At 52.5% G+C, this 21,467-nt stretch carries 20 protein-coding genes and 1 tRNA gene; 4 read left to right on the top strand and 17 right to left on the bottom strand.

Going from position 1 to position 21,467, the window contains the following annotated elements; all coding sequences use genetic code 11:
* Positions 1-41 precede the first annotated feature (41 nt).
* From J5069_RS05790 to J5069_RS05765, 6 genes are all read right to left on the bottom strand, one after another.
* Complete coding sequence (locus tag J5069_RS05790; RefSeq protein ID WP_264642947.1) at positions 42-815, bottom strand: molecular chaperone; 774 nt, start codon at positions 813-815, stop codon at positions 42-44.
* On the bottom strand, positions 812-1,549 hold the full coding sequence (locus J5069_RS05785) for a molecular chaperone (protein ID WP_264642946.1): 738 nt from the start codon (positions 1,547-1,549) through the stop codon (positions 812-814). Before J5069_RS05785 ends, J5069_RS05790 begins: the two co-directional genes overlap by 4 nt.
* Before the next feature lie 7 nt (positions 1,550-1,556).
* Positions 1,557-2,117, bottom strand: coding sequence for a fimbrial protein (locus J5069_RS05780; protein WP_264642945.1), 561 nt, complete (start codon positions 2,115-2,117; stop codon positions 1,557-1,559).
* The gene (locus J5069_RS05775) at positions 2,092-2,808 is read right to left on the bottom strand and encodes a molecular chaperone (protein ID WP_264642944.1); all 717 of its coding nucleotides are present in this window, start codon (positions 2,806-2,808) and stop codon (positions 2,092-2,094) included. Before J5069_RS05775 ends, J5069_RS05780 begins: the two co-directional genes overlap by 26 nt.
* Before the next feature lie 50 nt (positions 2,809-2,858).
* Entirely contained in the window at positions 2,859-3,413 is a 555-nt protein-coding gene (locus J5069_RS05770) for a fimbrial protein (RefSeq protein ID WP_264642943.1), read from the bottom strand.
* A gap of 893 nt (positions 3,414-4,306) precedes the next feature.
* Positions 4,307-5,455, bottom strand: coding sequence for an iron-containing alcohol dehydrogenase (locus J5069_RS05765; protein ID WP_264642942.1), 1,149 nt, complete (start codon positions 5,453-5,455; stop codon positions 4,307-4,309).
* On the opposite strand from J5069_RS05765, the gene J5069_RS05760 reads away from it, so the two are divergent.
* Both J5069_RS05760 and J5069_RS05755 read left to right on the top strand, forming a co-directional pair.
* Positions 5,454-5,606 (top strand): hypothetical protein, encoded by a 153-nt coding sequence (locus J5069_RS05760; protein WP_264642941.1) that lies wholly within the window; start codon positions 5,454-5,456, stop codon positions 5,604-5,606. The genes J5069_RS05765 and J5069_RS05760 overlap by 2 nt on opposite strands.
* Positions 5,607-5,711: 105 nt before the next feature.
* Positions 5,712-7,913 (top strand): putative bifunctional diguanylate cyclase/phosphodiesterase, encoded by a 2,202-nt coding sequence (locus J5069_RS05755; protein ID WP_264642940.1) that lies wholly within the window; start codon positions 5,712-5,714, stop codon positions 7,911-7,913.
* A 97-nt stretch (positions 7,914-8,010) separates the two neighbouring features.
* Here the strand turns inward: J5069_RS05755 and nhaC are convergent, their stop codons facing one another.
* From nhaC to J5069_RS05735, 4 genes are all read right to left on the bottom strand, one after another.
* Entirely contained in the window at positions 8,011-9,459 is a 1,449-nt protein-coding gene (gene nhaC / locus J5069_RS05750) for a Na+/H+ antiporter NhaC (protein WP_264642939.1), read from the bottom strand.
* Between the two features lie 157 nt (positions 9,460-9,616).
* Complete coding sequence (locus tag J5069_RS05745) at positions 9,617-10,615, bottom strand: LacI family DNA-binding transcriptional regulator (protein ID WP_264642938.1); 999 nt, start codon at positions 10,613-10,615, stop codon at positions 9,617-9,619.
* Between the two features lie 80 nt (positions 10,616-10,695).
* A complete protein-coding gene (locus tag J5069_RS05740; protein WP_264628401.1) occupies positions 10,696-11,394 on the bottom strand; it encodes a type 1 glutamine amidotransferase domain-containing protein in 699 nt (232 codons plus the stop codon).
* Between the two features lie 31 nt (positions 11,395-11,425).
* Positions 11,426-12,916, bottom strand: a complete 1,491-nt coding sequence (locus J5069_RS05735) for a coniferyl aldehyde dehydrogenase (protein ID WP_264643743.1) — start codon at positions 12,914-12,916, stop codon at positions 11,426-11,428.
* A gap of 46 nt (positions 12,917-12,962) precedes the next feature.
* Here J5069_RS05735 and J5069_RS05730 point away from each other — a divergent pair, with 46 nt between their 5' ends.
* A complete protein-coding gene (locus tag J5069_RS05730) occupies positions 12,963-13,853 on the top strand; it encodes a LysR family transcriptional regulator (protein ID WP_264642936.1) in 891 nt (296 codons plus the stop codon).
* A gap of 95 nt (positions 13,854-13,948) precedes the next feature.
* On the opposite strand, the gene J5069_RS05725 is transcribed toward J5069_RS05730, so the two are convergent.
* The 5 genes from J5069_RS05725 to J5069_RS05705 all read right to left on the bottom strand — a co-directional run bounded on the left by J5069_RS05725 (position 13,949) and on the right by J5069_RS05705 (position 17,306).
* A complete protein-coding gene (locus J5069_RS05725; RefSeq protein WP_264628391.1) occupies positions 13,949-14,194 on the bottom strand; it encodes a YmjA family protein in 246 nt (81 codons plus the stop codon).
* An 83-nt stretch (positions 14,195-14,277) separates the two neighbouring features.
* Positions 14,278-14,817, bottom strand: a complete 540-nt coding sequence (locus J5069_RS05720) for a DUF2058 domain-containing protein (RefSeq protein WP_264642935.1) — start codon at positions 14,815-14,817, stop codon at positions 14,278-14,280.
* Between the two features lie 162 nt (positions 14,818-14,979).
* Positions 14,980-15,462 (bottom strand): cold shock domain-containing protein, encoded by a 483-nt coding sequence (locus tag J5069_RS05715; protein ID WP_264642934.1) that lies wholly within the window; start codon positions 15,460-15,462, stop codon positions 14,980-14,982.
* A 193-nt stretch (positions 15,463-15,655) separates the two neighbouring features.
* Positions 15,656-15,732: transfer RNA gene (locus tag J5069_RS05710), tRNA-Val, on the bottom strand.
* Positions 15,733-15,938: 206 nt separating this feature from the next.
* On the bottom strand, positions 15,939-17,306 hold the full coding sequence (locus tag J5069_RS05705) for an MATE family efflux transporter (protein WP_264642933.1): 1,368 nt from the start codon (positions 17,304-17,306) through the stop codon (positions 15,939-15,941).
* 463 nt (positions 17,307-17,769) lie between these two features.
* On the opposite strand from J5069_RS05705, the gene J5069_RS05700 reads away from it, so the two are divergent.
* On the top strand, positions 17,770-18,420 hold the full coding sequence (locus J5069_RS05700) for a riboflavin synthase subunit alpha (protein ID WP_264642932.1): 651 nt from the start codon (positions 17,770-17,772) through the stop codon (positions 18,418-18,420).
* Positions 18,421-18,486: 66 nt separating this feature from the next.
* Here the strand turns inward: J5069_RS05700 and cfa are convergent, their stop codons facing one another.
* Complete coding sequence (gene cfa / locus J5069_RS05695) at positions 18,487-19,638, bottom strand: cyclopropane fatty acyl phospholipid synthase (RefSeq protein ID WP_264642931.1); 1,152 nt, start codon at positions 19,636-19,638, stop codon at positions 18,487-18,489.
* Between the two features lie 431 nt (positions 19,639-20,069).
* Positions 20,070-21,095, bottom strand: coding sequence for an HTH-type transcriptional repressor PurR (gene purR / locus J5069_RS05690; RefSeq protein ID WP_264628173.1), 1,026 nt, complete (start codon positions 21,093-21,095; stop codon positions 20,070-20,072).
* Between the last annotated feature and the right edge of the window lie 372 nt (positions 21,096-21,467).

The following is a 21,467-nucleotide window of genomic DNA, read 5'->3' as shown; positions in this document are numbered from 1 at the left end:
TCAAAGGGTTAGCTACTGTTCAGCAGCGTAAGGGGAATGCACTACAAGGCGCGTTGCTCGACCTCTGTATTCCACCCGTCTTCGTCAATCAACTGCCAGACGACGTTTTTTCCCGTAGCGCCAGGCGGCAAAGCATAAAATTGTTTGCCAAACGGTGGCACCATCAGCCTCAGTTGGGGCTTGCTCAGCGCGTGCGTGCCGACTTTCAATCGAGAAAAAGTTAGCCAGTAGGGCGTGGGATTATCAGCAACCAGTTGGTTTCCCTCGCGCTTAAAACGCAGTTTGGGTGCCATCTCGGCGACAGCTTGTTTTTTTAATCCTTCCGGGCGATAGAACACCTTTAAGTTATTGGTGATGGTCAGGATCACCTTTGCCGTGTTGTCCTGCGGCGCGGCGGCAGGCTGAGCCGGGATAGCCTTCATTGAAATAAAAAACACCGACTCACGATCGTCCGGCAAGGGTTGACCGTTACGCCGGATACGCAGTGTCAGGTTGTCATTTGGCTCTAAGCGGGATAACGGCGGCGTGACGATAAACGGAACCACCGTGCTGCCTGTTGCGGTGTTATCAACATCACCAGTAGCCGTATCCTGAGGGCGCATGCGGGATTGCATCAGATAAGGACGTGGCGTTTTGTTATACGCCGTAAGCGCGACGCCTTGCCTATCACTGGCCATATAGATAACGCGCAACACATAAAAGGTAATGCCCTGCGGCTCTCGCTCTTCGGCGTGTGCGCTCATCGCCATAAAGCCGCCTGCCAGCAGACTCAATACCGCTAACCATCGGCGCTGTAAAAAGAACAGGGGTATCATGGCACCTCCTGCGTGGTTGCAATCTGTTGTTTGCAAGGTGCGGATAACCCACCGTAATCGTTGATGGTTTGCCATTCAGCCTGTAAAGGCGATGCGGAGACCGTAAAGGTCAGCGTGCTCATCGGTGCCAGCATGGCGGGCTGCGTGTGTAAATTTACCCCTGTCTGATCAAACACCAGTCGTCCCAGCGTTTGATGATAGGGCGTCGGGTTTTGCACACGAATAGCCTGTCCCTGGCGACTGAAATGCAGTGGGCAGGCGGTTGTCTCCGAGACAGGAGGCAGCGCTGGCGGGCGATAAAACAGTTTAATCAAAAACTGTAACCCCGCCGAAATTTGCACCGGAGCATCATCTTTGGTCGGTCGAGAGGGGATCGCCACTACCGAAAGGTAAAAGACGGATTCACGATCGCTGGGCAGTGTGCCTCCCTGCGGTACGATGCGTAACAGTTGGCGGCTATCAGGCTTGAGTAAAAACACCGGGGGCGTGGCAAAGAACGGCGCTGGCGCGGTGTTATTTGCCTCGAGCTGCACGCGGCTCTGCACCAGATAGGTTCGCGTGTCGCTGTTGGTGATGGTCACCGTTTGTGCTTTTTCGCTGGCAGGAAAAACGATCCGCGTCTGATTCAGACGAATACCGCCTTCTGTTGGCAACAGGGCGTACGCAGGGAATATGCCCGACAGCAATGTGCCGGTGCTCCAGAACAGTAGCCCTCTCCATGCAGGTTGTGCCATGTTTCCCTCATCGATAAGCGAGTTGGAATAAAATTGGCGCCGTTAATGTGCCAGGGGTTACGCTGGCACAACTTGCAATGCCACAGGTTAACCCGGCATAAAAGGTGAGGTCTTGGTCGACGGGCGCATCTCCACGATCGGCCAATGGAATATCATCGTTGTTTTTGACCTCGATATCCGAGAAGGAGGGCGGTGCGTTGGTATGGACCAGCATCACCCCCACATTGGTGGCCGTGGATGACGCGGCGCGGAACAGCCATTTAGTGTCCTGAAGGACTCCTGGTCCGGTAACATTTACCACGGGAAGCTGACTGTTACCCACGGCATTACAATCTCGTACGCTCAGAACGAAAGGCTGTGCGGCCAGCAGTGAGGAGGGGACTAATTGCGCTTGTTGCAGTGTCCCGAGATCCAGCGTGGATTTATCCAGACTGAATGCGCAGGTGCTTTCAATCAGCGTGGCCGAGAAGTTGATCGTAATAGCCTGTACCGACGCAGAGAAAATACTTAGCGTGCTGATCACGCCGCCAATGATAAATGCATTAAGGCAACGTTTGGGTAAATGCATTGACGGCCCCCTCGTCATTGATGGTTTGCCAACGGACATCACCTCTGGTGGCACCGGTTTTAAATATCTGATTCGAGAACGGTGCCATCGTGAGTTTTTCTGGGGTGTCCAGGCGGATATGTTGTCCACCAACCTGAAGGCTGGCAAAGCTGATAAAATACGCTGAGGCGTTTTCCGCTTTTATGCCGCCATCCACACGAGAAAATTTAAGATTTTGCTGTGCCTCTCGGGATGTCGAGGGCAATGCGTTCGGACGATAAAACAGCTTAATAATGGACCCCACGCCAAATTGGGTCGCGCCATGCACTTTGCTTGCGCTATTTTGATCTGCGGGGGGAGTGGACGCTGGTACGGCACTGGCGTGAAAATAAAACAGAGATTCGCGATCGGTCGGCGCATTAATATTTTGGGCTGAGATGCGTAATTGATTAACGGCTCCGGGTTCAAGACGAAATAGCGGCGGTCTGACAAGGAACGGCGCGGGCTGGTAGTTGGCCTGAGCGCGACTGACGCGGGCTTGAACCAGATAAGGTTGCGATGCCGTCGTATTGCGGACGGAAACGCTGATACTGTCAGCACCTTGCGGGTAAATAAGGCGAGAGGCATTAATGCCAAACCCGTCAGCCTGCGAAGTGGTGGGCACTGTAAACAAAGAGAGCAGCAGAGCCATAACCAACGATATGCGTTGCATGTGCCAGTCCTTGTCTGAAAAAGCGGGGCGGCTATGCCGCCCAGCCGGAATTAATTGGTGATAAAGTTGAAAAGGATCGGTGCGGCTACTCCTCCAAGATCAACATTAGCAGTAGTTGTGGTTGATGCCAGTCCGGCTCGCAAGTTCAGGCGTTGGCCATCAAAGTCGCTGGCATCTGGGTCGGTACCATCAGCGGTGGCAATATCTAAAACCTCATTGTTCTCGATGTAAACCGATGGCGTGCTGGCGTTGCTGATCATCACGCCAGTATTGCGTGTGGTATCGCTATTAAAGATGTTGGTCTGCCCCGGTAATACCGGACCCGTAACTTGCACCTGCGCAACCTGGCTGGCATCTGGTGTACCACAGTTGCTCAGCGTCAGTGAGAAATCACGCTGGCTGGAAGCCACGGGGGTAAGCGCTGCGGCGAATGCTAATTGTGCGACGTTGCCGAGATCCAATGACGTGGTGCTCAAGTTAATATCACAAGAGGTGGCTACCACGCTGCCCGTGATGGTGATTTGTGCGTTATTAGCCGCCAACGCGTTATTGGCAACCAGCAGCAACAGACCCAGCGGGGCTAATGCGAATAATGATTTTTTCATTGTAAACTCCTGACATTTAGTAAAATAGATTTGAAATTTGTTTGTCTTTCCCTAATACCTGGTGAAAAGGGGAAAAATACAACAGTGCTGATTTTTATATCGTTATAATGATTAGCACTTGTGGTATTTACAAAAAAAAGTATGCTTATACATATAACGACAGTGTTTCCAGGTTTTACACTATGACGCTAACGTTGCATCATCGATTAAGGATGTTGCTTTCTATAAAATGTCGCTTCCTATAAACAGCGTTGACCGCTTATTCGATTCATTTTCTCTCATCGGTTTCGGATGAGAGGTTATCATCTGACTGGTGCACCATTCAGTCTCGGTATAAACACAGCGAATGTAGTAGAAGCATCAGTTGCAGCGATTTTATATAATTATGGCATTGCCAGAAATGTTTTTTTTGGTGCTGATATTGTTTTTATTTACGTAATCTATCCTTTTTTAATGTCAGTGAATTATTTATATGCTGTTATTTTTTATTTCTATGGTTTTTAATTCTTTGCTTTTCATTTATGGTTGGTGTTTTTCACTGCTTTTTGCGTGGCGGATTGAAAATGGCTAGTGAGCAGAGGTTATTGGCAGGATTATGTATTTAAAGTAAAAAACACTGCTTGTAATTATAATCCTAAAATAAATTCACCGCATAATATACACATCATTACATGGCAGAAAGGATAAGAGAGTTCTATAATTTAAAAGCATTGTTTGTGATTTTATCTATTGCCAAGAATATGTTATCGCAAGGTACCCAGTACATTATTCCACAATAAATGCATGCTTATTTATAACGTACCATTACCCCGCGTTGAGACCTAAGGCAAGCCTGGTAGCACCTGCCTCGGTATAAATGTCGCTATCGCGTTTGTACTGCGGTGCTGTTCGTGTTATTCCCACGCCAGGTGTAACATCCCGAGTAATTGATCGTAGGTTAACGGCACCGGATTGGCCTTCATGGATGATGCACTGCTGGCCGCCAAGGCCGCAGATTCCAGTGCATCATGAGGTACACCAAGCGTGCTGAGTGAGCCTAACCCAACCTGGCAACGCCAATCACGCAGTGCCTCAAAGGCCTGCATTGGAGCAACCCCGAGCGCATTGGCAAACCAACGGCGTATTTCATCAAAGCGCACCAGTAAAGCTGGATCGGTGACATGGGCATTATTCAGCATCAAGCCGAAGGGGAGCAGGCTACCACATAGCGCACCGTGTGGGGCATCGCATAACCCCCCCAACGGGCCTGCCAAGCCATGAATCACGCCAAGCCCGGCATTTGCCAGTGCCAGACCGCCACACAGGCTTACCCACGCCAGAGTATCCCGACTCTGTGGACACTCTTGTTTCATCAATTGCATTAGTGCGTTGATGCCCTGTGGGATCGCGGCACGGCACAGCGCATCCGTGTAAGGCGTAGCGCGATTGCATATATAAGGTTCAATCACCTGCGTCAGCGCGTCCAGTCCCGAGGCGAGCGTCACGCTGCGCGGCGTATGGTCTGTCAGGGCCGGGTCGATGATAGCGAGGTCTGGCAGCATGCGGTTATCACGCAGGCTGACTTTGCGACGGTGTGCCGGAACGTTGATGACGGCATTTTTGGTTACCTCGGCACCCGTCCCGGCGGTGGTGGGCAGCGCAACGAAGGTTAACGGGGCTGACTCCAGAATGCGGCCATTTCCGACCACCTCCAGATAGTCAATCAGCGGCCCGTGTGCCTTCACCAGTGCAGCGATCGCTTTACCGGCATCGATAACCGCTCCTCCGCCCAGGCTGACAACGGCCTCAATGCCACGCAGTCGGGCGAGTTCGACCCCTTGCTCTATGTCGGCAAGCGTGGGCTCGTGAGCGACCGTGAACGTGCTGACGCGCACCTGTGCCGCATGGAGCCGCTCGACGAGAAAAGCGGCACGTTGCGGGTTGGCACCCTGAACCAGCAGAACGTGCCGGGCGCGGGCGGCCAGCCAGGTGGCGGCGCCCGCGGCTTCACCGCGTCCAAAACGAATTTCACCGGGGCTTACTACAGAAAATGACAGGGGCATGGAAAACTCCTTTATCGCATCAACCTGCACAAACCTGTGCGGCTCATTAAAACAAGTAATGTATCTATTTTCAGGCGGTTCACAAACTGAAACGCATGATTGCCATCAACATGGCGGAAAAATTTCACAGCCTTTTTGGTTGCTGGCGTGAGATGAAAAAGCGTAGGAGTGGCGGAATTATGTAACTTTGGCCTACGCTTAAGTCTGTGAGGTTTTTTGTAAGATTTTCTGTATGGTTTGGTATTAAGGAGACTCCATGAAGTGTCCGAGCATTCCTGATGATGATTCACAAAGACTGAAAGCGCTCTGCGAGTATGCGCTTGATCCTGGAGCTACCTTGTCCAGTTTGTCGCCGGTCGTGCGCATCGCGTCCCGTATGTTCGATATGCCCATTGCCGCGGTCAATATGATCGGCAGCGATCGCGTCTTCTTTGCCGCAAGCCATGGATTGGGTGATGGCTCCGTTGACATGACTCGAGATGCCTCTTTCTGTGCCCATGCCATTCTGACCGAAAACGGTATGATTGTGCGTGACGCCGAACGGGATGAGCGTTTTCATGATAATCCCTTGGTGACCGGGCCGAGCCATATCCGTTTTTATGCGGGGGTGCCGTTACGCTCTCCCGAAGGGTATGCACTGGGTGCTTTGTGTATTCTGGATAACACCCCCCATCAAAATTTTACCGCTGAGGATCACGCCCGTCTGACCGAGTTGGCCAGAATGGCGTCCGATCGTCTTGAACTGCGACGCATTGAAGTAGCCAGCGAACACCACGCCGATAGGGACACTGCGGTATTGACGGGGGAAGCGCCGGTTATCCACTTTGATCGGGCCTTGCGCATTACCGGTTGGAACGCGGCGGCGTCGCAGTTATGTGGTTACGCTGAGGATGAAAGCGCCGAATTAGTGGTCAGCGATCTGTTTGGCATTGATGAAAATACCGAATTCTGGAGCGCCATCCGCCGTGTTATTGCGGACGGCACATGCAGTGAAACACCGCCTTTTGAGGTTGGTGGCCGTCATAAAAACGGCAGCAAGCTGTTCTTTGTGTTATCGCTGTTTTGTGAATGTTGTGGCGGTAATTTACAGTTTACCGCCGCGTTACGCGACATGACGCGTTACCGGCAGGATAAAAAGGCCGTTGCCATCAGTGCCGATTGCGATCCGCTAACCGGGCTGAGAAATCGACGCCGCTTTTATCGTTGCGTCGAAGACGCTGTATTGCGAGACCCCAATGCAGCCATCATGATGATTGATATTGATGGTTTCTCGGATGTCAACGCCGCTTTTGGGCATGCTGCCGGTGACGAAATTTTATGTGAAATCACCCATCGCCTGCTGACATCAACCAAGGAAACGCAGATTGTTGCCCGCATTGGCGGCGATGAGTTTGCTGTGCTGCTGCCGGATATTTACGATCAGGCCGAGGCCGGTTTTTATGCCCAGCAGATCATGGCGCATATTGCTCAGCCGATTCTGGTGCAGGGCAGCCCGATAAGTGTAACGGTCAGCGGGGGCATTTCACTGGCACCAAAACACGGCTATGAAGCGCTGGAACTGATTGCCAATGCCGATCTGGCCCTATCAAGGGCGAAACGCACGGGACGAAATCAGCTGTATATTTTTACGCCGGAGCTGCGTCAGGAGGCGACGGCGCGCCGTCACCATGCCATGGAGCTGTTACGTGCAACGGACAACAGCGAGTTTGTGCTGTTTTATCAGCCGCAGATAAAACTGAGCGACGGCTCATTGTCCGGCGCAGAGGCGTTAATTCGCTGGGTACACCCCACGCGTGGGCTATTACCTCCTTCGGAGTTTTTAACCACATTAGCGCGCGGGCCAATGGCGGTCAGCGTGGGCTCCTGGATCCTCGATGAAGCCTGCTCACAGGCGGCCTATTGGCGTCGTTGTGGTGCGCCTGATTTTCGCATTGGCGTGAACTTGTTCGATGTGCAACTGACCACCGGGGATCTGGCCGCAGAGATTGCGGACGTGCTAAAACGCCACGGTCTTCCCGCAGAAGCACTGGAAATTGAACTAACGGAAAACATCGCCCTTAATAATAACAATGATTCAATCATGTCGGACACACTGCAAAAAATTCGTGATATGGGGGTCTCTATTGCCTTCGATGATTTCGGTACGGGCTATGCCTCGTTGAGTATGCTCAATCAGTATCCTGTAACACGCATAAAGATCGACCGTTCATTTATTCAAAATTTGCTCACATCACGACGTGATGCGTCTGTCGCCTACGCCATTCTTGATATCGCCCGCAATTTCGAGATTGAAGCGATTGCGGAGGGCATTGAAACCGCAGAACAATGGCATGACTTACGCCAGCACGGCTGTCAGGAAGGACAAGGCTATTGGTTTGGCAAGCCGCTGGAGGCGCAAGCCTTTGCCACACAATTCGGGCTTGTACAGCAGTCATTCAGAAAGAGGGTTAATCCGTAATCAGGCTTTTTATGGGTAACGCGGTGTGAATATTAGCGTTTTGCGCCCAGCCAACGTGACGCGATGGCTGGGCGTGATTATTTTGGAGCCGCCTGCATTACACCGGGTTTAGGCCTTGTGGTGCCGTGCTGGCGCCGGTGGGTAATCTAGCGATACCAAATCCGGTAAAGCCGTATATCAGCGCGAAGAAAATTGCCGCATAGCATTGGATTGCCCAAGGGACAAAATCCAGTGTGCTAACCCCCAGGGTGCTGGCCATATACACCCCGGCCGAGGTCCAGGGCAGTAACGGCTCTGTCACTGTGCCCGCGTCTTCCACCGTTCGCGACAGGTTTTTAGTGTCCAATCCCATACGCAGGTAAGATTCTCTAAACAATTCAGCGGGAATAAGCAGTGCCAATTTCCCATCACTGGTGGCTCCAGTGACCAACAGGGTGGTTGCCACGGTGGCCGCAATCAGCTGACCCACACCGCGGATCGCCTTTAGCAACCGGTTAATGATAACGGTCAGGGCACCCGTCAAGGTTAAGGCCCCGGCAAAGGAAAAGGCGCAGAGTACCAAGAGGATGGTGCCCATGATGGAGAACATCCCACCGCGATCGAGCAGGCGGGGAATGTCGCTGAGCAGGCCGGTGACATCAGTACCCTGTGCGGCAAACATGGACGTGGTGAAACCGTGAATCAATGAAATACACCCTTGTTGCAGGGTGAATCCCTGGAGGCCGACGCCGATACCTATCGCCATGACTGACGCTGCCAACATCACGGGTATCACCGGGCGTTTGGTGATGGCCCCCCACAGTACCAAGATGGGGGGGAAGAGCAGGAGCACGTTAAAGTGATACAGATGCGCTATCGACGTTACGATTTCATTCACCTTGTCCAGATTTGCCGCGTGGCTGGGGAGGTGGGTGTATCCGAAAAACAGATAGACTCCCGCGGCTAAAGCAAAGCTCGGCAGGGTGGTATACATAAGATGGCGGATATGGCTGTAAAGGTCGGTCTCAGCGACGATGGCCGCAAAATTGGTGGAATCAGACAGCGGTGACAGTTTGTCGCCAAAATAGGCCCCTGACACCACCGCGCCCGCTGTGGCGGCTAAAGAGACATCGAGGCCTGCGGCGACGCCCATTAACGCCACACCCACGGTGCCTGCGGTGCCCCACGAAGTACCGGTGCAGACCGACGTTGCACTGGTGATAAGAAAGGCCGTGATAACGATATATTGAGGACTGATCAGTTTCAGGCCCCAATACACCATATAAGGGATCGTGCCGCTCAGCATCCAGGCACCGATCATGCCACCGACGCAAATCAATATCAGTATCACCGGCATCGCTTTGGCCAGCTTAGTGACAATAGCGTCCATGACCTCCACCCAGCGGTAGCCTTGCCAATAGGCTACTGCTGTCGCAACGGCAGCCGAAACCAGCAATAGCGCCTCGATGGGCAATTTATACTGACCATAACCAATAACCAACAACGTAAGCATGGCAACGATGGGCAGCAGCGCCAATCCCAGATTAAGCTCCTTTTTGGCTTTCATTTATCACTCCTGTTAAGCGTTGAAGGGGCCCAGCGTATTCAGAGTGAGGCGATATAAATGTGATCCCGGACTGCCGTGGGTGTAACGGGTTTCATTGGCTGAATCACTGCGACGCCATTCGCATTTTTCTGGCTTGCGCCGGGCTGACAAGGCGGAATTAAAGATGCCTGACCGATGCTCGCGGGATAAGCTCAGCGCAATAGCAATTATTTTGTGGCGGCCCGACGATACCGGCGTTGAGTTGTAACGCCAGCGTCGCGGCACGGCGCGCCATTTTCTCAATCGGATTGTGCATGGTGGTCAAGGTGGGGTGCAGATATTTGGCCCAGGCAATATCATCAAAGCCGACCATGGAGATGTCGTCGGGTACGCGTACCTGATGGTGGTGAAAGGTGCGCATGATGCCAGCGGCCATGACATCATTGAAGGTGACCAACGCCGTGAAGGCGAGCCCGGCGTGTAGCAGTTTTTCTGCGGCTTGCTCGCCCCCTTGTTCATTGAAGGGAACGCTGATGATCCAGTCATCGGCTACCGGGATACCGGCAATTTCCATGGCTTTGCGGTAGCCTTCGACACGGTGTGTTCTGTCATCAATGGGAATATCTGCCGCGATACAGGCTATTTTGCGATGACCGTGTTGAATAAGCTGGTTGGTCGCGGCCTGAGCGGCACCCACATTATCCAGCCACACGCAGCGATTGGCGATGACCGGCAAATAGCGATTTATCACCACCAATGCCGGAGTATGGGCCGCATAGCGTAAGATATCCTCCTCATCCATGCGGGGCAGGTGGGCGACAATGGCTTCACACCCCTGATTGATCAGGAAATCCAGACCTGCTTTTTCCAACTCGGAACGGTGCCCGCCGCTGCAAACCACCAACTGTACTCGGGCTTTACGCGTAGTATCTTCAATGCCCCGCGCCATGCGCGAGAAGAAGGGGTCGTCCAGGTTGCCGGTCAGCAGCCCGAGTGTCTTACCACTTCTTTTTGCCATGGCGAGTGCGGCTGCATTACGCTGGTAGTTGAACTCACGCATCGCTGTCTCAACCCGTTCCCGCGTAACCGGCTTAACGTAAACGGTATTGTTGATCACTCGGCATACCGTTGCCGCAGAAACACCCGCATGGCGGGCTACATCCTTCATTGTAGCCATGATGACTCCCTGTCATTGCATTGAGAGCTACTGTGTTATCACAGTTAATTATGCTAACCCAATATCGCACCCTGTAATTTTTAATGGCTCATTGAGCTTTCGTTATTCAATTTTTTCAGCAAGGCGACCGCGACGGCTTCTGAACTGGCCGGATTCTGCCCTGTTACCAGATTGCCATCTTCCACGACGAACGGCATCCAATCGGCACCTTTTTGATAATGTGCGCCAGCGGCAATAAACGTATCTTCGATCAAAAACGGGACGATATGGGTGAGTTCGACGGCCTCTTCTTCACTGTTGGTGAAGCCGGTGACGTGACGGCCTTTGATCAGCAGATCGCCCGTTGCGGCGGTAACATGGCGTAGCACGCCTGGCGCATGACAGACAAAGGCCACCGGTTTTCCGGCGCGATCGAAAGACTCAATCAGTGCAATCGAGGTGGCGGACTCCGCGAGATCCCAAAGCGGGCCGTGGCCGCCAGGATAAAACACGGTGTCAAAATCGTTCTGAGACACGGTGTCCAGTTTTATCGTTTGAGAAAGCGCGTCCTGCGCATCTTTGTCGGCTTTGAAACGTGCCGTCAGTGCCGTCTGGAATTCAGGCAGATCGCTTTTCGGATCTAGTGGCGGTTGGCCGCCCGCCGGGGAAGCGAGAACCACCTCAGCACCCGCATCTTTAAAGACATAGTAGGGTGCGGCAAACTCCTCCAGCCAAAAGCCTGTTTTCTTGCCCGTGTTGCCCAGTTCGGCATGTGATGTCAGAACCATTAAAATTTTCATTGTTAACCTCGATAGTGCGGGTGCAGGTGAATTAATTGTTGAGGAACGCTTCGGCAACAGCCGCTTTATCCTGATAAGGCGCGCGAAGACGAAGATTGGTTATGGCGGCGCTGTCCTGAACAACAACCGGTTTTGCATGACTGAAACGTCTGAAACCATGGATACCGTGATACGCACCGGTACCTGAAGCCCCGATGCCGCCAAAGGGCAGGCTGTCGATCGCGGCATGGGTCATGACGTCGTTGATCACCAAGGCACCTGACGTTGTCCTTGTGGCTATCTGGCGCTGGCGCTCCGCGTCATGACCAAAGTAGTAGGCAGCAAGCGGGCGCGGGCCCGCGTTGATGTAACGAATCGCGTCACCGATCCCGGCAGCGTAGGTTTTTAGCGGCAGCAGCGGTCCGAAGATCTCTTCCTGCATCACCAACATGTCCTGCGTGACGCCAAGAATGAGGTGTGGCGCGATCTTTCTGCTGTGCGGATCGACATCAGGTTCGTTGTCGGGAGCGAGACTGATGATGTCAGCCCCTTTGCGGGCGGCATCGTCCAGCAGCATGATCAATCGTTGATAGTGTCTGTCGTTAATGATAGCGGTGTAATCCACATTGTGCTGAAGCGTTGGATAGCTCGCACGCATAAAACGTTTTGCCGCGTCGACAAAGCCCGCTTCGGACGATTCAGGCAACAGGACATAATCCGGGGAGATGCAGATTTGTCCGGCATTGAACGTCTTTATCGTCAGTATCCGTTCGGCCGCGATGCTGATTTCTGCGTCAGTATCCAGCACCACCGGGGATTTTCCACCCAGTTCCAGCGTGACGGGCACCAGATTTTCAGCCGCCGCCCGCATGACGTGACGACCAACCGCCGTGCTGCCGGTAAAGACCAGATGATCGAACGGTAATTGGCTAAACGCCTGGCCCACGGCCGCATCGCCCAACACCACGACAAGTTCATTCGAATCAAAGTAATGGGGGACAAGCTCCGCGAGCAATTCAGAGGTGAACGGCGTCAGCTCCGAGGGTTTCAGCATCGCGGTGTTGCCCGCCGCAAAGACACCCGCCAGCGGACCGAAGGCGAGGTTTATCGGGAAATTCCACGGGCTGATAATGCCCACAACGCCCAGCGGTTGTGGTTCGATCCAGGCCTGCATCCCCGGAACCGGCACCTCCGCCGCCTCCGGTTGCATCCATTGCTCCAGCTTTTCAGCGGAATGCATCAGCATGTTGATGGTGGTAATCAGATCGGCGGCCTGCGTCTGATAACCGCTACGGTGACCAAAATCGCGGCCGATCGCCTCGGTCAGGGCCGCATGGTGGTCACGGATCAAGGCGGCGCTGCGCATAAGGCGATCGCGGCGTAAGGCCGCCGTGGCAGGTTCATTCTGTCGATGATGCTTTTTCATGGCGTCAAGGATGGTTGATAACGTCTGAGAATGCTGTTGTTCGCTCATTTCACTTTCCTGTTGGTGCTGAGGTTTCCTGCGTTGGGAACAGCATAACGGGTCTGGATGTTTGCAGATAACAACGCTATTTTGTCAGGGGTATAAATTAATTTATGGGTAAACTATGTCACTGTTGCGTCTACGCACCTTTATGGAGGTGTACCGCCAACGCTCGATTTCGGGTGCGGCACGCGTGTTAAACCTGACGCAGCCTGCGGTCTCCCAGCACATCAGCGGCCTTGAAATGGCCATTGGAAGGCCCCTGTTTGAGCGCCAACCGCAGGGGGTGAAACCGACGGTGGTCGCTGACGATCTCGCGGCGGATATCGGTAATAAACTGGATGACGCTGAATCCGCGCTCGCCTCAGCAAGGGCAAGGTCCATGGATGTCGCGGGAACCCTGCAAATCATTGGTCATTCTGACTTTATGGCAGAAAAATTGGCGGGTGAACTGCTGCCATTGTTGGAAAGCGGTATTCGCGTGCATTTGCATGCGGGAGATGGCCCGATGGTTTCCCAGATGGTGATAGAAGGACATTGCGATCTGGGTATCACCGCGCACCCTGTCACCGATACGCGATTAAAAGGGGATGTCATTTTTACCGACCGCGTGATCGCTATTGCAGCGCCCGCCCTTGCCGAACGCCTGAACAGCAGTGAGCATTTTGGCCGGGATTTACTGAATGAGCCGCTGCTGGCTTACAACCTTGAGCTTTCACTGATCGAACACTGGCTGGGTAAGAATCGGATAAAATTCGGTTCGTTGCTTCCTGCGATGGTCGGTCAGGATTTACGCGGTCAGAGAAGCCTGCTGTGTAAAGGATTTGGCTGGACGGTGATGCCGGAATTTTTGTGCCGTGCGCATCTTGCTGAAGGTAAGCTGGCCCGTATTAAAGCCCCGGTGGGAGACACCGAAATTCGTTACAATCTGGTGTGGCTGCCGAGTGCATTACGTCAGCCGCGTCTGGCACACACCCGACAGATCCTGCTGAACAGGCTTGGTAACCCGGATTAAACGAGGAACGGACGGGGCAGGGCGTGGCACGGGTCATTGACGGGCGATGTGCGGGAAAAATTCAGCACCGCCCTTGAGTGATGTGCGGTGCAACGCTACTCATTGCCCCATTGATTCAAAAACGTCGCTATCTCATCAATGCGTTGTTCGTCGATATGGGCTTCACGGGCCATCTCTTGCTGAGCCTGCTCGCTGATTTCTTCATTATTCATTAAGCGGGTGAGCAGTAATTGGAAATAGTGCGCCAGAGCGTCACGTTCTGACTCGCTCACCAATGTGGCAGCTTCCGTCGAATACTCATCCACAATGTCATAATATTTAAGGGGTATTTCATTGTTCATGCGTCGTCCCCACGGGGTAAGGTTTCTGTCGTCTGTTCTGGTGGTTAAATGCTGCATTAAACCGTTGCAACATGCAGCGTCAATTACCACATTAAATCATCAGGCACTTTAAAGTCGGCATAGGGATCTTCTTCATCTTGCTCTTCCTGACTCAGCGCACTGTGTAAAACGATACTGCTTGCATCCCGCTGCGCAATTTTCTCAGCTACGCTCGCGGGGATGATCGCGTATTGGCTCTCACCCTTGCTATCAACAACCAGGCGAGCGATGGCGAGACGACCATTAATCAACTGGGCTTGGGTAAGCTTATCCACAACCACTTTTTTAATTAAATTGTTATCCGTGAAGTTAAAGCTAATATCACCTTTTGAAATGTCGATTTTGTTCATTTCAATGAGTTGCTTCACCTGCGCTTTATACTCTTTAGATAACACAGCCTGTTTTTGTTGCTCGCTTAGCTGTTTATCGCGCTCGAGCTGTGTTTTTTTATTTTCCTCTACAGCGGCTCGGGCCTCACGCGCCTGAACGCGTGATTTTTTGGCCGTTCTTTGCACTTTGGCCACTTTTTTGCTGGACACTAATCCCGCTTTCAGCAGTTGCTCTTGTAAGGTGAGTTTTGTCATCGTCGTTTCGAAACCCGTAAGAATAATGGGTGGGATTATACCTGTAATCGTCAAGGCTGTAACCGGGCGCAGAGCCCGATCGCGATGGCGTTTGGTCTGGAGGACGCCATCAGGGGCGCAGTGAATACGGTTCGCTGCTGACACGGGGCCAGCGAAAAGGTTTCACACCTTGAGCAGTTTCACTGTGGCGTCTATGTCTATCTCATCTTCGGTGAAGATTAACGTTGAACCCTGAAAGGTGGTAATCGCCAGCTTTTTCATCGAGCGAACTTCGCTGGATTTAGCGGCTGATTTCGGCCTGATGTTTCCCATCAGCGCGCCCACAGAAAGCACCGTATTCTCTTTATCAATGCGGGTATCGGCCGGCACTTCTTCGCTGAACACCAGAAAGGATTTAATGGCGGTAAGCTTGATGCGTTCGCCTGCGATATAAATGTATTTGCTTTCCGGTTCAACTTTCACGGCATATGCCGATAGACCCTGATTATTGGTGGTGGGTTCGAAAGTGACGCTCGCGCCTTTTTTAAGCAGATCCGGGTTGGCAACCTTAATCACATGAAAATAACGGTTATCACCGTTTTCATCTTTGATAAATCCAAACCCTTTATCTTTAAACCAGGTTGTGATCGTTCCGTTCATCGCCATTACCGCCTACGTAATCGTTTATTGCCCTATTTTTGCAGCGCGCAGTGTAAAGCACAATCCCTGCGCAGACCACCTCTTTACTTTACCTGTTGGTGATAAATGTCCGGTAAGAACATGGCGTGCATTTCTGCAAGAATCGGGCTATCAGGAGAGTGAAAATAGAGTAGGAAATGGAACGCTGAGAAACCAGAAATGGTGCGTTCTAATGGACTCGAACCATCGACCCCCACCATGTCAAGGTGGTGCTCTAACCAACTGAGCTAAGAACGCATTCTGTGAGGCTTGTTGCTAAAGCAGCGGACGATACTCTGTGCTGCCGTGCGGGGCGCATAGTAGCGAGTGAATAGGGTGCTGGCAAGACGCAAATGCAAAATTTATGCGGTTGAACTGCACGACTGCTGCGCTTGTATTCACTTTGTGTTTTTTTCACCCAGCGCCGATGGCGTATTGCCCCTTGGCGCTGGGTGACATCAGAGTTAGCGCGCCGCGCGAGCCAGAATATCGCCGGGCGGTTGACGTTGCAGATAACGGATACGCAGCACCATCATGATCGCGGCCGCAGTGAGTCCGATGATAAAACCGCACCAGAAACCGGCGGGCCCCATGCGTGGCACCCAATAATCGGTCATTGCCAGCAAATAACCGCTGGGTAAACCGAGTATCCAGTAGGAGACGAAGGTGATGTAGAAAATGGATCGCGTATCTTTATAGCCACGCAATACACCGTTGCCGATAGCCTGCACTGCATCTGAGATCTGATAAATCGCGGCAAACAGCATCAACTGTGCCGCCATGGCGACCACTTCGGGGCTTTTGTTATACAACAAGGCGATCTGTTCACGCAGCAGTGCCGTGAAAATGGCGGTACAACAGGCCAGCATCACGCCGGTCGCAATGCCGGTATAGGCCGCAATACGCGCATCTTCCACGGAACCTTCCCCCAGTCGATGGCCAACGCGGATGGTCGAGGCGATGCCGATCGACAATGGCAGCACGAACATCAGTGAACTGAAATTCAGTGCTATCTGGTGTCCGGCAACGTCAATCACGCCGAGCGGCAGGATCAGCAGGGCGACGATGGCGAACAGCGATACTTCAAACAGCAGGGCCAGCGCAATCGGCAAACCGAGCGAAAACAGACGCCGCATGGCGGAGAAATCAATCTGCCAGCGCTGCCACTTGATGTCACGCAACCAATGTGCGCGCATACTGTAAAACGCCATCATCAGCATCATGATCCAGTAGGTGGATGCTGTTGCGACGCCGCAACCCACCCCGCCCAGTTCGGGCATGCCAAATTTGCCGTAGATAAAGATATAGTTCAGCGGAATATTGATCAGCACGCCAATAAAGCCAATCACCATGCCCGGCTTGGTTTTGGATAGCCCTTCACATTGGCAGCGCAGCACCTGATAGAACAGATAGCCCGGCACCCCCAGCAGCATCACGTGCAGATAGCCGATGGCAACATTCGCCAACTCCGGTGAGTCGGTGTGCATCATGGCAATAACATGTTTGCCGTTGTACAGCACCACCATGGTGATAACCGCAACGATCGCTGCCAAAATAAACGCCTGCTGAACCTGATGGGCGATGCGCGGACGTCGACCGGAGCCGTTGAGCTGGGCCACCACCGGCGTGAGCGCCATCAATAGACCATGTCCAAACAGGATGACCGGCAACCACACGGAGGTACCGACCGCCACGGCCGCCATATCGGTGGCGCTATAGGCACCCGCAATAATGGTATCCACGACACCCATGGACGTTTGGGAAACCTGCGCAATAATGACAGGAACCGCGAGCGTTAACAGGCTCCGCGCCTCTGACAAATATTTCTGCACGCAAACACCTTCCTTGAATTGTTAAAACGAGACACTGACGTCGATACCACCTCGCGCTCTGTCATACGGCCTCACCGCGAGGTGGCGCGTTGCTTTTCCAGCAGGGGGTTGGGGTGAAAGAAAGTAAACAACCGCAAGCGAGATAATGAGCATAAATGGCTTTCACAGCCATCCATCTGAGATGGAAAATCGATCGATGACAGAACGTTGTTCTAGTGTAGCGGCTTGGCATAAGTAAACCAACTTCTTCGTAAGATATTGTGTCTATAGAGAGGGTCTGTTGTCTTATCGGATTTGTCGGGGGACAAAGGGGGGAATACGTTTGGTTTTCCAGTCGTTATGAGGCAAACTGCAAGATGATTTGTCAGTCTTTCTTCCCTCGCGGCTTGCCACGGTAACGAAGGGAGGGGCGACTGGCACAGTAGCATTCAGTTATTTCACTGATTTATTAAGAGGCAAGCGTATGTTTACCGGTATTGTTCAAGGCACCGCGCCGGTGGTGTCCATCGATGAAAAAACGAACTTCCGCACGCATGTGGTAAAACTTCCTCCCGAATTACTGACCGGTCTGGTGACGGGTGCCTCGATCGCCAATAACGGCTGCTGCCTGACGGTGACGGCAATTGATGGCGATCGGGTCAGTTTTGATTTAATGAAAGAGACGCTACGCCTGACCAACCTGGGCGATATCACGCCGGGGGATCTGGTGAATATTGAACGCGCCGCCAAATATGGCGATGAGATTGGCGGGCATGTGATGTCCGGGCACATTATGTGCACGGCCGAAGTGGTTAAAATTCTGACCTCAGAAAACAATCACCAAATCTGGTTCCGATTGGCCGATGAATCGCAGATGAAATATGTGCTGCACAAAGGGTTTATCGGTATTGATGGCATCAGCCTTACGGTGGGTGAGGTGACACGCAGTCGTTTCTGCGTGCATTTGATCCCCGAAACGCTGCAACGCACCACCCTCGGGCAGAAACGGTTAGGGAACCGGATCAATATCGAAATCGATCCGCAAACGCAGGCCGTGATCGACACGGTTGAACGTGTGCTGGCGCAGCGTCAGGCACAAGAGGCCGCAACGGCGAATGCCGCGCAGAGCGCCTGAAGTCTGACCTGAACAGGCAATAACATAACGCCGTACCCTTATCTGTACGGCGTTAGCAGACCGCTATCAGCGCGCTACACGCACGCCGCCTTCAATCCCCTGAGGGCTAAACAATACCTGCCACAGTTGAATATTGCGTGCGCGAAACGCCCCGGCGCAGGCATTCAGGTAGTAACGAAACATACGATTAAAACGCAGTGAGTAACGGTTCGCTAACTGTGGCCAACCGGCAACAAAGCGATCGTGCCAGGCCATCAGGGTCTTGTCGTAATCGGCCCCAAAGTTGTGCCAATCTTCCATCACCAGATAAGGTTCACTGCGCGCGGCAATATGGCGTACGGAGGGCAGACAACCGTTGGGGAAGATATATTTGTTAATCCAGGGATCAACCTGCGAATCGGTTTTATTCGCCCCAATGGTATGCAGCAGAAATAGCCCTTCGGGTTTGAGGTTCTTGCTGACGACGCGAAAGTAGGTATCGTAATTTTTCGGTCCAACGTGCTCAAACATGCCGACAGACACGATGCGATCGAAATGTCGGTTAAGGTCACGATAATCCTGCAATTCAATGGTAACGTTAAGATCGTGACAGCGCGCCTGAGCCAGTTTTTGCTGCTCACGCGAAATGGTCACGCCGTAAACCGATACGCCATAATGGCGTGCCGCATAGGCGGCCAGTCCGCCCCAACCGCAGCCAATATCCAACAGGGTCATGCCCGGCTGAAGCTGAAGCTTTTCGCAAATCATGCGCAGTTTGGCCTGTTGCGCCTGCTCAAGGGTCGTGGCCTCTTTCCAGTAGCCGCAGGAATATTGCATATGCGTATCAAGCATCAGGCTAAACAGATCGTTGCCCAGATCGTAATGCTCCTCGCCGACAATCCAGGCACGCTTGCGCGATTGCAGGTTAATCAAACGCGTGGCGACAATATGCAAAATGTCTTTGAGATGATGGGGGGCTTTTTTCTCAAGCCCCGCGCGTAAGAGACGCCGAAAAAAGCAGTCTAAACGATCGCACTCCCACCAACCGTCCATATAGCTTTCCCCGAGTCCCAGTGAGCCTTCACGCAGAACGCGCTTGTAGAAATCGGGGTTGCGTACCCTGATATCAAACGGTCGAGAACCATTGATTTTGATATCAGCGATAGCCAATAACGCTTGAACGATCCGGAACCAGGACGTGTTATTTTCTGCCAGTTCCTCTACATATGATGAACTCATAACTTCTCCCAACCTTGCCAGGCAGCGCCGCAAGGAACAGCATAGACAGTCTTTCATCAACCCTAACGCTGCGGTTTGCGCACAGCGTGTTCGAATCACGGGCAAGTTACCCGTTGTTCAAAGAGTAAGCGGTTGCATTCGTGCGCAGCCGTTTATGCTTGCCCGTTGCACAGTGGCAGCAGGCATAACATCCATCGTCTACTCTCTGGATACCCAGAGGGAATGAAGAGTCAAAGCCGGTACGTGGTAGCACGTAGGGGCACGTATCCTGATACGCAATTCTGCGCTTTTTGTAATAAGGATAAGTGTAGGGATATTGTCCGAATGAAAAACAGTGTATGACTGCTTCAATCAGAGGACAAGTCGAAATTGATTGATGCAGCCATGAAGAATATAAAAATCAATATATTATAAGAAAATCGTCTTAAACATTAACGGCGATAGTCGCGGAACGGACCATCACCCACGGAACGCCGCTCAATAAGGGTCGGATGAACCTCAATCACCTGTGCATCTTCGCGCTTGCTGGTGATGCGATCGAGCAGCATGGTAAAGGCAGATTGACCCAAACGCTCTTTGGGCTGGTGGATGGTGGTCAAGGCCGGCGTGAAATAACGCGCATGGCGAACATTATCGTAGCCAATCACGGAAATATCTTGCGGTACACGTAGCCCTAGCTCATCTGCCGCGCAGATAGCGCCCATCGCCATGATATCGCCGCCGCAGAAAATGGCGGTCGGGCGCTGTTTCTGCGCCAAAATCTGGTGCATGGCTTTATAGCCGGATTCCGGTTCAAAATCGCCCTGAACAACCCACTCATCGCGTACCGTGATATCCGCTTCGTGCAAGGCTTTGAGAAAACCCAGATAACGCCCACTGCCGGTGTTGCGTTCCTGAATACCGGGAATGGCACCGATGTCGCGGTGGCCGCGCTCAATCAGGTATCGGCCAGCCAGATATCCGCCTTCAAAAGCGTTGTCAATAATGGTGTCGGTGAAATCGCTGTGTGCCTGACCCCAATCCATCACCACCATGGGAATGCTGCGATAATCCGCCAACATGCCCAACAGTTCGGGCGGATATTCCGCACACATCACCAACAGGCCATCGACCCGTTTTTGCGCCAGCATGGAAAGATAGGCTCGCTGTTTTTCCAGGTTATTGTGCGAGTTGCACAGAATCAGGGTGTAGCCTTTGGCATAACAACTGTTTTCAACCGCTTCGATGATTTCTGCGAAGTAGGGTGCTTCGCTTGAGGTGGCGAGCAGTCCGATGGATTTGGTGTGGTTGACCTTTAAGCTCCGCGCTACTGCGCTCGGGGAGTAGTGTAATTCCTTGATGGCTTCCCGCACGGCCGTTTTGGTCTCTTCGGCGACGAAACGTGTTTTGTTGATGACGTGAGAGACGGTTGTAGTTGAAACGCCAGCACGCTTTGCCACATCTTTGATCGTTGCCATCTAAAAATGACTCCTGAACCTACTTGTTACGGCAGTATATAGTTTGTTAATCGTTTGCTTTTGCGTAATGTTCTCTTTCTGATGGAATAAACAGGATATCAGAAGGAGACTGCCGACGTACTTTGTACCTAAAGGGGATGCATTGATCCCATTGAAGATGACGTGTTCGGACACCGACGCAGCGCACGGTAAACTGCGAATTCTGGCTGATTTGCCGCGAAAGTGAAAGGGATAATTGATATAATTAGTGCAGCCGGGATCGGAGATTTTCCCTATAAATTGTGTAACAATACCTTCTTGGCGTCATTGTGCTGCGGCGATTGGCGTGCAAAAAGCAATGTGGCATCCAATGCGGCGGCAATTTCCACGCAT

Origin of the sequence: Candidatus Symbiopectobacterium sp. NZEC127 (assembly GCF_025962675.1) — a bacterium.
In the GTDB taxonomy this organism is placed as follows: Bacteria; Pseudomonadota; Gammaproteobacteria; order Enterobacterales; family Enterobacteriaceae; genus Symbiopectobacterium.
Note: the sequence above shows the minus strand (reverse complement) of the source record. Positions and strands in the feature narration are given on the sequence as shown.